This is a genomic window from Parasedimentitalea maritima (assembly GCF_005771405.1).
Classification (GTDB): domain Bacteria; phylum Pseudomonadota; class Alphaproteobacteria; order Rhodobacterales; family Rhodobacteraceae; genus Parasedimentitalea; species Parasedimentitalea maritima.
The window spans coordinates 260,258-273,163 of the sequence record NZ_VAUA01000002.1; the positions used below are offsets into that span (position 1 = coordinate 260,258).

General features: G+C 56.3%; 13 protein-coding genes. 6 read left to right on the plus strand and 7 right to left on the minus strand.

Annotation, left to right across the window (positions count from 1 at the left end; all coding sequences use genetic code 11):
* Window positions 1–2 precede the first annotated feature (2 nt).
* Genes FEE96_RS04985 through bioB form a run of 5 tightly spaced genes read right to left on the minus strand, consistent with a single transcriptional unit; the run spans window position 3 to window position 4,741 of the window.
* A complete protein-coding gene (locus FEE96_RS04985) occupies window positions 3–620 on the minus strand; it encodes a pimeloyl-ACP methyl esterase BioG family protein (RefSeq protein ID WP_138161912.1) in 618 nt (205 codons plus the stop codon).
* Window positions 620–1,918: an adenosylmethionine--8-amino-7-oxononanoate transaminase gene (gene bioA, locus FEE96_RS04990; RefSeq protein ID WP_138161913.1), complete on the minus strand. Its 1,299-nt coding sequence runs from the start codon at window positions 1,916–1,918 to the stop codon at window positions 620–622. The genes FEE96_RS04985 and bioA overlap by 1 nt, the downstream gene beginning before the upstream one ends.
* Window positions 1,915–2,628 carry a dethiobiotin synthase gene (gene bioD / locus FEE96_RS04995; RefSeq protein WP_138161914.1) on the minus strand — a complete coding sequence of 238 codons (714 nt, stop codon included), beginning with the start codon at window positions 2,626–2,628 and terminating at the stop codon, window positions 1,915–1,917. Before bioD ends, bioA begins: the two co-directional genes overlap by 4 nt.
* Window positions 2,625–3,767 carry an 8-amino-7-oxononanoate synthase gene (locus FEE96_RS05000; RefSeq protein ID WP_246079299.1) on the minus strand — a complete coding sequence of 381 codons (1,143 nt, stop codon included), beginning with the start codon at window positions 3,765–3,767 and terminating at the stop codon, window positions 2,625–2,627. Before FEE96_RS05000 ends, bioD begins: the two co-directional genes overlap by 4 nt.
* Window positions 3,764–4,741 (minus strand): biotin synthase BioB, encoded by a 978-nt coding sequence (bioB, locus tag FEE96_RS05005; protein ID WP_138161915.1) that lies wholly within the window; start codon window positions 4,739–4,741, stop codon window positions 3,764–3,766. The genes FEE96_RS05000 and bioB overlap by 4 nt, the downstream gene beginning before the upstream one ends.
* A gap of 247 nt (window positions 4,742–4,988) precedes the next feature.
* Between bioB and FEE96_RS05010 the strand changes: the two genes are divergently transcribed.
* Together FEE96_RS05010 and FEE96_RS05015 are read left to right on the plus strand one after the other, a co-directional pair.
* Window positions 4,989–5,900, plus strand: coding sequence for a pirin family protein (locus FEE96_RS05010; RefSeq protein ID WP_138161916.1), 912 nt, complete (start codon window positions 4,989–4,991; stop codon window positions 5,898–5,900).
* 173 nt (window positions 5,901–6,073) lie between these two features.
* Window positions 6,074–6,952 carry a 1-acyl-sn-glycerol-3-phosphate acyltransferase gene (locus FEE96_RS05015; protein ID WP_138161917.1) on the plus strand — a complete coding sequence of 293 codons (879 nt, stop codon included), beginning with the start codon at window positions 6,074–6,076 and terminating at the stop codon, window positions 6,950–6,952.
* Here FEE96_RS05015 and FEE96_RS05020 read toward each other — a convergent pair.
* Both FEE96_RS05020 and FEE96_RS05025 read right to left on the minus strand, forming a co-directional pair.
* On the minus strand, window positions 6,943–7,443 hold the full coding sequence (locus FEE96_RS05020) for a GNAT family N-acetyltransferase (protein ID WP_138161918.1): 501 nt from the start codon (window positions 7,441–7,443) through the stop codon (window positions 6,943–6,945). The genes FEE96_RS05015 and FEE96_RS05020 overlap by 10 nt on opposite strands.
* Window positions 7,440–8,027 carry a TetR/AcrR family transcriptional regulator gene (locus FEE96_RS05025; RefSeq protein ID WP_138161919.1) on the minus strand — a complete coding sequence of 196 codons (588 nt, stop codon included), beginning with the start codon at window positions 8,025–8,027 and terminating at the stop codon, window positions 7,440–7,442. Before FEE96_RS05025 ends, FEE96_RS05020 begins: the two co-directional genes overlap by 4 nt.
* A 97-nt stretch (window positions 8,028–8,124) precedes the next feature.
* On the opposite strand from FEE96_RS05025, the gene FEE96_RS05030 reads away from it, so the two are divergent.
* From FEE96_RS05030 to recJ, 4 genes are all read left to right on the plus strand, one after another.
* A complete protein-coding gene (locus FEE96_RS05030) occupies window positions 8,125–8,385 on the plus strand; it encodes a hypothetical protein (RefSeq protein ID WP_138161920.1) in 261 nt (86 codons plus the stop codon).
* Between the two features lie 215 nt (window positions 8,386–8,600).
* Window positions 8,601–9,887 (plus strand): homoserine dehydrogenase, encoded by a 1,287-nt coding sequence (locus FEE96_RS05035; protein ID WP_138161921.1) that lies wholly within the window; start codon window positions 8,601–8,603, stop codon window positions 9,885–9,887.
* Between the two features lie 141 nt (window positions 9,888–10,028).
* Complete coding sequence (glpX, locus tag FEE96_RS05040) at window positions 10,029–11,000, plus strand: class II fructose-bisphosphatase (RefSeq protein ID WP_138161922.1); 972 nt, start codon at window positions 10,029–10,031, stop codon at window positions 10,998–11,000.
* A 126-nt stretch (window positions 11,001–11,126) separates the two neighbouring features.
* Window positions 11,127–12,869 carry a single-stranded-DNA-specific exonuclease RecJ gene (gene recJ, locus FEE96_RS05045; RefSeq protein WP_138161923.1) on the plus strand — a complete coding sequence of 581 codons (1,743 nt, stop codon included), beginning with the start codon at window positions 11,127–11,129 and terminating at the stop codon, window positions 12,867–12,869.
* The last annotated feature ends 37 nt before the right edge of the window (window positions 12,870–12,906 follow it).

Below are 12,906 nucleotides of genomic sequence, written 5' to 3' on the forward strand. Positions count from 1 at the left end.
TCTCAAGACAATAACTCCTGCCAATTTGAAAAATGTCCGAATGGAGCATGAGGAGCGGAAACCTGTCGGGACCATCCGTCTGGCCAAGCACGTTTTTGATTGGCCGTTGGAAAAATCTTGTCGGCGTCGCTGATCCAGACAAGATCAAACTCTATCCCCTGCGCATCGCCACGGGCTTCAATTTCAGACAATTCTTCGCGACGGGCAACGCAGTCAATCGGAACATTTGGCTGACGTTCGTTGAAAGCACGGGCCAGGAACAGCTGGTAGGACTCCTGACTTAAGGTTTCGATTGTCTTGCTCATAGCCAGAGGCGGCACGCCAGTCATACGGTCAACCGGCGTCAAAGTACCATTCACAGCAACCTTGTGGTCAAAAGGATCGGCGCGTCCCTGCTGCCAATGGGCATAAGACACTACACCAAAGGACCAAGCGACCAGGTTGATCCTGTCGTATGCGGACAGGTCCGGCAGTTCGGCATTAAGGTCACGAAAGTCGCTGGCAAAGAGAACGTCGTATGCGCCGGTCAGGTGGTCGAACACTTGCGAACCAACCGCCCAGCCACCAAAGATGACAATGGCTTCGGACTCGTGCTCTCTCTTTAACCAGCGGAAATCCATTACAGTTCTCGTGCCAGTCGCAACATGCCGCCGGTGATCTGGGTCAACTGGTCGGGCGTGGTGATAAAGGGTGGCATGGTATAGATATTTTTGCCAAAGGGGCGCAAGAACACGCCCATCTCACGGGCCAAACCATGGGCCTGATCGGCCGAAACACGGTGTTTCATCTCAATCACCCCAATTGCCCCCAGAACCCTGACATCCGCCACATTGGGTAGAGCTTGCGCAGGGGCCAGCTCGGTCACCATCTGATCCGCAATGCCAGAAACGGTTGCGCGCGTGTCCTGTTCGGTCAGCAGTTCCAGCGAGGCCAGTGCTGCAACGCAGGCCAGTGGGTTGGCCATATAGGTGGGGCCATGCATGAAAATACCCGGATTGCCGCCGCCGATACCTTCTGCCACGCGGTCATTAGTCATTGTGCAGGCGAACGAGATATGACCTGCAGTCAGCCCCTTGCCTAGGCTGATGATATCCGGCTCGATGGTACAGAAATCGGTGGCGAACATCTCACCCGTGCGGACAAAACCAGTGGCGATCTCGTCAAAGATCAACAGGATACCCAGCTCATCGCAGATCGCGCGGGCCTGATTGAGGTATTCCGGGTGATAGAAGTACATCCCGCCAGTGCCTTGCACCACGGGTTCGAGGATGAACCCCGCAATCTTGTCCTTGTTCGTTACAAGCAGGCTCCGCAGATCTGCCAAACCATTTTTCGCCGGATCATCATTCCAATTTTCGTTCAGGCGGATCGGTGGACGGTTGACAAAATGCTGCACACTTAGCGCACCCTGGAACAGGTGGTGCATGCCGGTGTCAGGGTCACAGACGCTCATCGCCTTCCAAGTGTCGCCGTGATATCCGGAACGTACGGTAGCAAACTGAGATCGTCCCTCGAACCCCATAGCATGTTGATATTGCAGGGCCATTTTCATCGCCACCTCAACCGACACCGAGCCGCTGTCACAATAGAAGATACGCGTCAGGCTCTCTGGCGTAATCTCCAGCAGTTTGCGACCAAGGTTGATTGCCGGGTCATGGGTCAACCCCCCGAACATCACATGCGGCAGCCGGTCCAGCTGATCGTGCATCGCCCGGGTAACCCGTGGGTTACGGTGCCCATGCATCATGCACCACCAGGACGACATCGCGTCGATCAATTGGCAGCCGTCATCCAGTGACAGGTGAACACCCTGCGACTCTTTCACCACAAAGGTCGGCCCCGGTTGCGTGACGTTAGTATAGGGATGCCAGAGATGCTGCTGGTCGAATTCCAGCTGGGTTAGGTCAGATGCGCTCATGGCAGGATCGCCTTTTTGATCGTGTCGAGGTCGATGTGTTTGGCGAAGGCTTGATGCAGTTCTTCAGACCGGCCGCTAGGCTGGTCCGCGCCTGACCTTCCCCCTGGGAAGGCGCTTTGCACCTCTCCAAGATCAGGCGCTTCTGTTGCGTTGTTCAATCCCTCGATCATCGGTAAGCGTCCCAGATTCGCGACTTTGCCGAATTGGCAAATGGTCTCTTCTACCGCGTCTTCTGCCTCACCAATAAAGGCTACGCCGATCACGTCGCAGCCCCCGCCACGAAGGGCCTGCAAGGACAGCAAAGTGTGGTTGATCGTGCCCAATTGTGTCCGGGCACATAAGATCACCGGAGCCCCCCAACGGGTAAAGAGATCCAAGTACAAAATCTCGCGGTTCAACGGGACCATTAGCCCCCCTGCCCCTTCAGCCACGAGAACTCCGTCTACCTTCGGCAAGTCCAGCGTAGCAGGATCAATCTCAACACCTTCGGCCTCGGCTGACAGATGGGGAGAGGCTGGCAATTGCAGTAAATAACCTTCGGGAAGAATGGGTCGGCCGGACAGGCGGGCAACGATTTGACTGTCGGTTTCCTCTTCTTGACCGGATTGTACCGGTTTCCAATAGGTGGCGTTGAGAGCGGCGGTCAGGCCCGCCGAAAACACTGTTTTACCGATCTCGGTATCGGTGCCTGTGACAACAATAGCGCTCATGTCGCGGCCTCCAGTTCCTCGGCGAGATCAGCGAAAAGAGCTGAAATCACCTGCTTTGACGTGTTCAATGTCACCGAAATTCGCAGCCGTGAAGTACGGCGCGGTACAGTGGGGGGGCGGATTCCGCGAATGTCATAGCCGCGGTCCTGCAGAGCGTGGGCTATTGCCATGGTGCGTTTGTCGTCACCGATGATAATCGGCAGGATCTGACTTTGAAACCCGCTGAGGCCACAGTGCGTTTCAGCCTCGCTATGAGCATGATGGATTGCGCTCCACAGCTGATCCTGACGCATGGGATTGTGCAACAGTTCTGACAAAGCGGCGCGCACTAAGGCCGCATTCAGAGGTGATGGTGCTGTTGCATAAATAAAAGCGCGTGCTTTGTTGATCAGGGTTTCGATCAGCGCTGAGGCGCCGCAGATCAAGGCGCCCGATGCCCCAAGTGCCTTGCCACAGGTGTGCAAAGACAGGACGTTTGGTGAATGTGCCACTTTGTGGCCCAAGCCTCGCCCCAGGTCACCAAACACACCGGTCGAATGGGCTTCGTCTAACACCAACACTGCGCCCACCCGGGTCGCCAAATCTGCAAGCGCCGCCACAGGTGCACAGTCGCCATCCATCGAATAGACCGCTTCAACCGCGATCCAGACTTGCCCGGTGCCACCGTTGGCGCGCCATTTTGCAATTTCAGCCTCGGCAGCAGCGACATCATTATGGGCGAAACTGCGGGATTGCGCCCGACCCAGCCGCATTCCATCATGGGCGCTGGCATGAATCAAATCATCATGCAGGACCAGATCGCCGTGCTGCGGTAGTGTCGAGAAGATTGCCAGATTAGCCTGGAACCCACCGCCCATGAACAAGGCGGCCTGCGTGCCAAAGAAACTTGCCGCCTCGGTTTCCAATAGTTGGTGTTCGTCTGCATTACCACGCAACAGGCGTGAGCCGCCTGCCCCAACAGGTACTCCACGTGCAAGCGCAGCGCTGGCGGCGTCGCGCAGCAAATCCGACCCGGCCAGCCCGAGGTAGTCGTTTGACGCAAAATCCTGCCCAGCGCGGGGCATCAGACTGCGATAGCGGCCCCGCGACCTGAGCGCATCCAGCGCCCTTTGATGGCGCGGGAAAGCGCCCGTGCTCATTTAGATCCGTCGCAGCCCACCGCCATGGGAGAAATTCCCAGACGGGCAAACAGCGCACTGTCTTTGTCTTCTTCGGGATTGTCAGCGGTCAGCAGGGTTTCCCCTACAAAGATCGAGTTGGCCCCAGCAAAGAAACACATGGCCTGCATCTCGTCACTCATATCGGTGCGTCCTGCCGACAGGCGCACATGCGACTTTGGCATCAGGATACGGGCTAAGGCTACAGTGCGGACAAATTCGATCGGGTCCAGCTTGGCCACGTCGGCCAGCGGCGTGTCAGCAATTGGGATCAACATGTTGACTGGAACCGAATCCGGGTGTTCTTCGAGTGTGGCAAGGGCCAGCATCATGTCGATACGGTCCATCTGCTGCTCGCCCATGCCAACGATCCCACCAGCACAGACCTTGATACCGGCCTCGCGTACTTTATTCAGGGTGTCGATGCGGTCGGCAAAGGTACGGGTTGTAATGATTTCCGAGTAGTAGCGCTCAGAGGTGTCGATGTTGTGGTTGTAATAATCCAGACCGGAATCGCGCAGACGGAACACTTGTTCTTCGTCCAGCATACCCAGTGTCATGCAGGTTTCCATGCCCAGATCTTTGACACCTTTGACCATCGCCTCTAGCGCGGCCATGTCGCGATCTTTGGGCGAGCGCCAAGCTGCGCCCATGCAATAGCGTGTCGCGCCGCCCTCTTTGGCCTTACGGGCTTCAGATATTACCCGTTCGACTTCGATGAGTTTGCTGGCCGACAATTGCGCGCCATTGCGGGCCGACTGCGAGCAATAAGCGCAATCCTCGGCGCAGCCACCAGTCTTAATGCTGAGCAATTTCGATTTCTGAACCTGATTGGGGTCAAAATGCTGACGGTGCACAGTCTGCGCCTGAAACAGCAAATCCATGAAAGGCAGATTGTAAATCGCTTCGGCTTGCTCACGTGTCCAGTCGTTACGGATAGGGCTTGCGTCCAACATGTGATCTCCCAAGAGGAAATTATAGATAATTTTCGCGCCAGACCATCCCGGCTGCATCGGTTAATAGATAATTTCTAATGTCGGTTTCAAGCCCCATCTCGCAACTGCCGCAATTAGTCGCGCTTCTTACCCCCTGTCACAGGCATTATTGCGCATATTCGCACAGGATCCGTTACTCGACGCCGATTGCGCCGCACCTCCGCACGACTATCTTTGGGTCAACCAAACATGAACCGGAGGCAAATACATGTCGCTCAGACCCGTACTCGAAACCCGCAACGCAATTGCAACCATGGAAGGCGCCGGCGTCAAGCTGCATCGCGCCTTTGGTTTTCAAGACCCAAGTGAGCTGGACCCATTCCTGTTGTTCGACGATTTTCGCAATGAAAACCCCGAAGATTTCAAAAAGGGATTCCCATGGCACCCACATCGCGGCATCGAAACCATCACCTATGTGCTGTCCGGAACTGTTGATCACACGGATTCTCTCGGCAACTCCGGCACTTTGGGTGCAGGTGATGTGCAGTGGATGACGGCTGGATCGGGGATCATGCACCAGGAAATGCCCAACGGGAACGCGTCTGGGCAGATGCATGGTTTCCAGTTGTGGGGCAACTTGCCCGGCGCCCAAAAAATGACAGCGCCCCGATACCAAGATGTTGGCAGTAGCGACATCCCTGAGGTCATTGATGACGATGGGACTCGGGTCAAAGTCATCGTTGGCGAATTCTGGGGACAGCGTGGGCCAGTAGATGGCATCGCCGCCGATCCACAGTACCTAGACGTTTATGTCCCCGCCGGGGTCAAGAAGACCTTCAAGATTGACACTTACCGACGCGCCTTTGCCTATATATTTGATGGCCAGGCCGCCTTTAGCGATGCTTCGGCCCCCCAGGGTGTCTTGCTGGAAAAAGAAGTGGCTGGTGAAGAACTGCACATTCGCGATATGTCAGGCGACCGGACGCTGGTACGGTTTGGAAGCGGAGATGAAATCACGGTAATGGCAGGTCATGAAGGCGTTCGGTTCCTGCTCATCTCAGGTGCACCAATTGACGAACCCGTCGCCTGGCATGGTCCTATTGTGATGAATACCCGCGCTGAATTGCAACAGGCCTTCGATGAATTGCGCAATGGTAGCTTCATCCGACCTGCTCACTAATTACGAAAATTAGCGGTCGCAACAACCAAATGAGTCATTTTCCCTTACGTGACTCTGGAAATTGCGGCCGCAACCTGACATCGTAAGCAAATATAAGGTTACTCTCTTCTAAATTGAAATCGGACCTTTTTGTCCGAAGTGTTTTTTATCATTTTGCCTTGGGGTGTTCCCAAATGAGTTATCAACGGACTGCTGAACGGCCGCTGGACAAAGCAATGAGAGAACGTCTGCATCTGCGCAGCGGAAATACCGTTGTGCTGAAACTCATTCGCGGCCTGATCCATACCAGCGACACTGTTAGCCGGACATTGTTTGGCCACCCGCTTATTGCACTACGTGAAAGCGAAGCCCTTTTCGATCAGGTAGACGGGCTAAAGGGCCAGGCCCTGGTCAACGCCCTGCTGGCACGAGATGGAGGCACCACAATCACAGTTCATGGGCTGCAAAACATCCCTGCCACCGGTCCAGTTATAATCGCATCGACCCATCCAACAGGCATCTTTGACTTTCCTGCCCACGCAAGAGCCCTGTTGGAAAAACGCCCTGACATGAAAGTCGTTGCCAACCAAGAAACCGAAAAATTTCTTGGTTCAGAAAGCATCATTCCAGTCACGATCAACAAGCAAAACCGCGCTGTGTCGGGCAAACAAACCCGGCAGGCGATGCTAAATCACCTTGCAAACGATGGGGCCGTTCTAATTTTCGGATCAGGAAGGGTTCCCGATTCCAAACAGGGTCAATTGGTCGAACCTGCATGGCGAAACGGCTCCACACTGGTTTCCTTGGCCAGCCAGGCGCCAATTGTACCCGCAACACTAGATGCCAGAAACTCCAGAGCCTACTACCGCATACGCGCCATTGCCCGGTTCCTTAGTGGAGGCAATGACCATTTTGGCGCCATGGTAGCGTCACTTCGGTATACGGCTGAGCTGATTGAAAAACTGGGCGGGCGATACGACGTTCATTATGGCAAGCTGCTCCCACCCGGGGCCGACCCTGCAACTCTAAAACAGGCAGCGGAATCTCTTGTACCAGGGCAATATCAAGCCTGAGTTGCACTAATGTCGGATGTGGCAGACCAACGATAGACCACTTCGTTGCCGCCACCTTCGCCGTGAAATCCGGCCCGCTGCAACACGCGAGCAGACGCTGTATTGTCGGCCATGACACCCCCACACAGCACAGTATCAGTATCTCCAAAGTGCTGCTGCAGCGCCGAAATGAGTTCGGTTGCCCGCCCTTGCCCCCAATAATCCTGCGCAAACAGATAGCCAAGATGACGCTCTTTGCTACTTGGCTCTGCATAAGAAAGGACCAGCAGTCCAACCCCTGCACCCGATAGATCAAACAAAGCGACCACTTCGGCCTCACGAGATAATTCGGTCAGGAAACCCCGCTGTGCTGAAAAACTTAGAAGATCGTGAAACCCACCTGGTAGGAATTTCACAACTTCGGGCATGAAGAAGGTAGACAAATCGTCCGGAGAAAGTAGGCGCCAATCATCACAGTACAGGCGTTCCGATCTAACCTCGAAAAGGGTCATGACACCATCGCCCGCCGCACCATCTCCCAATATGTTGTCTCAACTTCATCCAAGGAAAGACGCCCACCAGAGCGATACCAAGTATTGACCCCATTTAGCATGGCAATCACCGCCAGCGTTGCGATTTTGGTATCCGGGACCACAAACACGCCGTCACTTACGCCCTGTTTAAGGATCACCTCTAGCGCGATTTCATATTCCCGACGTAGCGATTCGATAGCGGTGAAATTGTCCGGAGACAGGTTGCGCAGCTCCATATAGGCGATGAATACAGCGTCCGGCCGCCGCATATGGAACCGGATGTGGAACCGTGTAAAGGCTTCGAGCTGTGACAATGCCCCACCATCGCGCGGCAAATCACGCCACGAGGCAAGAAGCTCGGTCATATGGCTTTCCATCAGCCGAAACAGCAGGCTTTGCTTGTCTGGGGTATAGTTATACAACGCGCCCGCCTGCACACCCACCTCCCGCGCAATCTGACGCATGGAAACAGCGGCATAGCCGTGTTGCGCAAACAGACGCAGTGCCGCGTCAGAAATACGCGGGCCAGTTATGCCAGAATGAGATCCCTGAGTTCGAGCCATGCATCTAGACTATCTGAACAAACGTTCAGAAAAAACCCCTGCTTGCGCCTTTTGCGTCAAACAGGCATCAAAGAGAAAGAGAAAAGGACCAACCGTCATGAGCAGCCAAACTGCGCTGAAATCCTGCGCCTGCATCGTTGCACTGATGGCTGTGGCCTGCACCCGAGTGCCCGAGCTGGAAGACCAGCTGACCCCGGCATTGAAGCGGGCCGACTATCCTATTCTGGTCCCATTGGATAGTGCTGCCCCTCCCCTGCCTGATCCGGAAATCGAGAGCACTGCATTGGAACAAGAACTGGCTGCACGAAGTGCCCGATTGCAGGCGCGCGCACACGCGTTGGCCTCAAGACCTAATTAATCTTACCTGCGTCGTCGCCATCCACTAGATCGTCTTCCCGTAATGTCTGGCACCTCTTCCTCGACCTAGGTCAAACCTCACTTCGGCACCGAAATCGGACAGCCATCGACAACACAAGCCATGCGTTTCCTTCCCTTCCGAAGTTCAGCGCCGTTGCGCCTCTCCCCTGAATTGGCTAAGGCGGAGGAAAGATTAAGAATAAGGGATCATCAACTATGACAGAGCCGCTTCGTCTTGGGATTGCAGGTTTAGGTACCGTTGGCATGGGCGTGATCAAAATCATCCGCCGCCAGGCTGACCTGCTAGAGGCACGAACGGGTCGTCCAGTGGTGATTTCCGCTGTTTCCGCCCGTGATGCGAGCAAGGACCGCGGCCTCTCTCTCAGCAATTATGCTTGGGAAACGGACCCGGTCGCACTGGCCAAACGCGATGATGTTGACGTGTTTGTGGAACTGATGGGTGGGCATGAAGGCGCAGCCAAGCAAGCGACCGAAGCCGCTCTGGCAACGGGCAAGGACGTGGTCACCGCAAACAAGGCATTGCTGGCCATTCACGGTCAATCACTGGCTGAACAGGCCGAAGCCGCAGGCCAGGTGATCCGGTTTGAAGCTGCAGTTGCCGGCGGTATCCCAGTGATCAAATCCCTGACCGAAGGGCTGGCAGGCAATGAAGTAACGCGCGTAATGGGCGTGATGAACGGCACCTGCAATTTCATCCTGACCCAGATGCAGGCCACCGGACAGGGCTATAACGCCTTGTTCGAAGAATGCGCCAAGCTTGGTTATCTCGAAGCCGATCCCAACCTGGATGTTGGGGGCATCGATGCTGGCCACAAACTGGCGCTGCTGGCTGCAATTGCCTTTGGGACCAAGCCTGATTTTGAAAACGTGCAGCTGGAAGGCATTCAGCGCATCACACTGGAAGACATCAATCAAGCTGCAGACATGGGCTTTCGCATCAAATTGCTGGGGGTAGCTCAACGCTCTCCCCGCGGTTTGGAACAGCGTATGTCACCTTGCTTGGTCCCGGCCAGCTCCCCGATTGGGCAGCTGGAAGGCGGCACCAATATGGTCGTGATCGAAGGGGATGCAGTGGAACAGATTGTTCTGCGCGGTCCCGGTGCCGGTGAGGGCCCAACAGCCAGCGCCGTATTGGGCGACATCTGCGACTTAGCACGTGGATTGCGCATTGCCACCTTTGGCCAGCCCGCCAACAGCCTGCAAACAATTCCTGCAGCTCAAACAGGCATGCCAGCCCCCTACTACCTGCGAATGGCATTGCAAGACAAACCCGGCGCCCTGGCCAAAGTGGCTGCAGCTCTGGGCGATGCGGGCGTCTCAATCGACCGAATGCGCCAGTACAGCCACTCGGAACCAACAGCACCTGTTCTCATCGTCACCCATAAATGCACCCGGGCAACGCTGGATGTCGCATTGGAGGCGCTCGAGGCCAGTGCGGTGGTCGCCCAAACGCCGGTCGCGCTGCGTATCGAAGAGCTTTGAGCACATCGCTGCACAAAAAACGAAATTAGCCCGGGCTGCGAGGGCATCAACCCGCCCCGGATCATACTCGCCTCTTGCGAGCCCTGCCCCGCACGGGGTATGCGACGAGTAACCCTCATTGTTTGAGACAGGATATTGATCATGAATTCGACCCTTTCCGACGCGGCCTTTAACGACCGCATGTTGTCCCTGGGCCTGGCCCGTGTTGCCGAACAGGCAGCATTGGCCTCAGCCTCTTTGGTGGGTCGTGGAGACGAGAAAGCCGCTGACCAAGCGGCCGTCAACGCCATGCGTGAGCAATTGAATCTGCTGGACATCGCTGGCGTGGTAGTCATTGGTGAGGGTGAGCGCGACGAGGCGCCGATGCTGTTCATCGGTGAAGAAGTAGGCACTGGCAAAGGCCCCGGTGTCGATATTGCGCTGGACCCGCTGGAAGGCACCACGCTGACTGCAAAAGACATGCCCAATGCGTTGACGGTGATTGCAATGGGTCCACGCGGATCCATGCTGCACGCGCCTGATGTTTATATGGACAAGCTCGCAGTTGGCCCCGGCCTGCCTGAAGGCGTTGTCACCTTGGACATGAGCCCGACCGAGCGGGTCGTCGCCTTGGCTAAGGCCAAAGGATGTGCCCCATCCGATATTACGGTTTGCATTCTGGAGCGTCCACGCCACGAAGCCATGATTGCCGAAGTGCGCAAAACTGGTGCTGCGATCCGCCTGATCACAGACGGCGATGTAGCTGGTGTTATGCACTGCGCCGAAAGCGAGACCACTGGCATCGATATGTATATGGGGTCTGGTGGCGCGCCCGAGGGAGTTTTGGCTGCTGCAGCTTTGAAATGTATGGGCGGTCAGATTTATGGTCGGTTGTTGTTCCGCAACGACGACGAACGCGGTCGCGCAGCCAAGGCAGGTATCACCGACCTGAACCGGATTTACGCCCGCGACGACATGGTCACTGAAAATGTGATTTTTGCGGCCACTGGCGTTACTGGTGGCACCCTCCTGCCTGCCATCAAACGCGAACCCGGATGGGTAGAAACCAGCACCCTGCTGATGCGCTCCAAATCCGGCTCGGTCCGTCGGATGTCTTATCGCACCCCGGTCTAACCCGTTGCGGGGCCTAGGTCCTGCTGCCTCTACCGGCGACGTCCGGAGAAGGCATTTCTAAATACGAAGAAAGGCCGGGTCTGAGAGAGACCTGGCCTTTTGCCTTCTTATACTAAGGATTGTGCTGTGGCGTTTCTGAATGTTGAAAAATCCCTGACTGGACGGTGCTGGCAAGGGCCAGGAATTGACATTGAACGCGCAGCGGAAGCTATGGCGCAACAAAGCGAAATTGCTGCACCAGTGTGCCAGGTTCTTGCCCGACGAGGTGTCCCCACGCACGAGGCCAAAGGGTTTCTGACACCACAATTGAAAGACCTGCTACCAGATCCACGACGAATGAAAGACATGGAGACCGCTGCAAAGCGCTTTCTACAGGCTGCAGAGCGACGCGAACGGATCGCCGTTTTTGCCGACTATGACGTCGATGGTGGCAGCTCGGCAGCCCTGTTGCTGGTATGGCTACGTCAAATGGGACTCAGTGCAACGCTTTATGTGCCCGACCGCATCGACGAGGGTTATGGACCCAATGACGAAGCCATGTCAGCGCTGGCGAAAAATCATGATCTGATCATTTGCGTCGATTGCGGCACAATGAGTCATGGCCCAATCGCCGCAGCCGCAGGTGCGGATGTGGTGGTTCTGGACCACCACCTTGGCGCAGAGACGCTGCCCGACTGCGTGGCGGTGGTGAACCCCAACCGACAAGACGAGGACGGCGAGCTGGGTTACTTTTGCGCGGCTGGCGTCGTGTTTTTGATGTTGGTCGAGGCGCGTCGGCAGTTGCGTGAAGGCGGTCATGGTACCGGCCCTGATTTGATGGCCATGCTGGATCTTGTCGCACTGGCAACAGTGGCAGATGTGGCGCCTCTGATTGGGGCAAATCGCGCCCTTGTACGTCAGGGGTTAAAGGTAATGGCTGCCCGAAAACGTCCCGGTCTGGTGGCACTGGCAGATGTATCACGGATGGATTCGGCGCCATCCACCTATAGTCTCGGCTTTATGCTGGGCCCACGGGTCAATGCAGGCGGGCGGATTGGCAAGGCTGACCTTGGTGCTCGGTTGTTGTCGACCGATGACGCACATGAAGCCGCCTCAATTGCAGAGCGGTTGGACCAGCTGAACACAGAACGCCGCGATATAGAAAACGCCGTACGTGCCGCTGCGATGGAGCAAGCCGAAGAGCGTGGGCTGGATGCGCCATTGGTCTGGGCCGCTGGCGAGGGCTGGCATCCGGGGGTGGTGGGTATTGTTGCGTCGCGGCTGAAAGAAGCTGCCGGACGACCTGCCGTTGTGATTGGTCTGGATGGCAACGAGGGCAAAGGGTCGGGCCGCTCCGTCAGCGGTATTGATCTGGGTGCAGCTATTCAGCGATTGGCCAGTGATGGGCTACTGATCAAAGGTGGAGGCCACAAGATGGCAGCAGGGCTGAGTGTGGCCCGCGACCAGCTGGAGCCGGCCATGGCACGACTGGCAGAACTTTTGGACAAACAAGGCGCCGGCGATCTGGGCCCAGCAGACCTAAAGCTGGACGGCGTTCTGATGCCAGGGGCCGCCACAGTTAGCATGATCGAACAGATCGAACAGGCTGGCCCCTTTGGCGCAGGTGCACCTGCACCGCGGTATGCCTTCCCAGATATGCAGGTACGCTTTGCCAAGCGTGTCGGTGAGTCACATTTGAAGCTATCGCTGAGCGACGGCATAAGCAGCGGCATTGATGCCATCTGTTTTGGCGCCTTCGACACCGCGATGGGGCAAAACCTACTGGACCATGGTGGCGCCAGGTTCCACTTTGCTGGCCGGTTGGAGATCAACAGTTGGGGTGGCCGTCAGACTGCGCAACTGCGGTTGGAAGATGCCGCCCCCGCCTAACACACCGAAGCAAAAACGGTCGGTCCAAAGAATTTTC

Excerpts from the sequence above, each read along its gene's own strand:
- bioD (WP_138161914.1), bottom strand. The coding sequence starts at position 2,628 with ATGAGCGCTATTGTTGTCACAGGCACCGATACCGAGATCGGTAAAACA.
- glpX (WP_138161922.1), top strand. The coding sequence starts at position 10,029 with ATGAATTCGACCCTTTCCGACGCGGCCTTTAACGACCGCATGTTGTCC.
- FEE96_RS05000 (WP_246079299.1), bottom strand. The coding sequence starts at position 3,767 with ATGAGCACGGGCGCTTTCCCGCGCCATCAAAGGGCGCTGGATGCGCTC.
- bioA (WP_138161913.1), bottom strand. The coding sequence starts at position 1,918 with ATGAGCGCATCTGACCTAACCCAGCTGGAATTCGACCAGCAGCATCTC.
- FEE96_RS05025 (WP_138161919.1), bottom strand. The coding sequence starts at position 8,027 with ATGGCTCGAACTCAGGGATCTCATTCTGGCATAACTGGCCCGCGTATT.
- bioB (WP_138161915.1), bottom strand. The coding sequence starts at position 4,741 with ATGTTGGACGCAAGCCCTATCCGTAACGACTGGACACGTGAGCAAGCC.
- FEE96_RS04985 (WP_138161912.1), bottom strand. The coding sequence starts at position 620 with ATGGATTTCCGCTGGTTAAAGAGAGAGCACGAGTCCGAAGCCATTGTC.
- FEE96_RS05010 (WP_138161916.1), top strand. The coding sequence starts at position 4,989 with ATGTCGCTCAGACCCGTACTCGAAACCCGCAACGCAATTGCAACCATG.
- FEE96_RS05035 (WP_138161921.1), top strand. The coding sequence starts at position 8,601 with ATGACAGAGCCGCTTCGTCTTGGGATTGCAGGTTTAGGTACCGTTGGC.
- FEE96_RS05015 (WP_138161917.1), top strand. The coding sequence starts at position 6,074 with ATGAGTTATCAACGGACTGCTGAACGGCCGCTGGACAAAGCAATGAGA.
- FEE96_RS05030 (WP_138161920.1), top strand. The coding sequence starts at position 8,125 with ATGAGCAGCCAAACTGCGCTGAAATCCTGCGCCTGCATCGTTGCACTG.
- FEE96_RS05020 (WP_138161918.1), bottom strand. The coding sequence starts at position 7,443 with ATGACCCTTTTCGAGGTTAGATCGGAACGCCTGTACTGTGATGATTGG.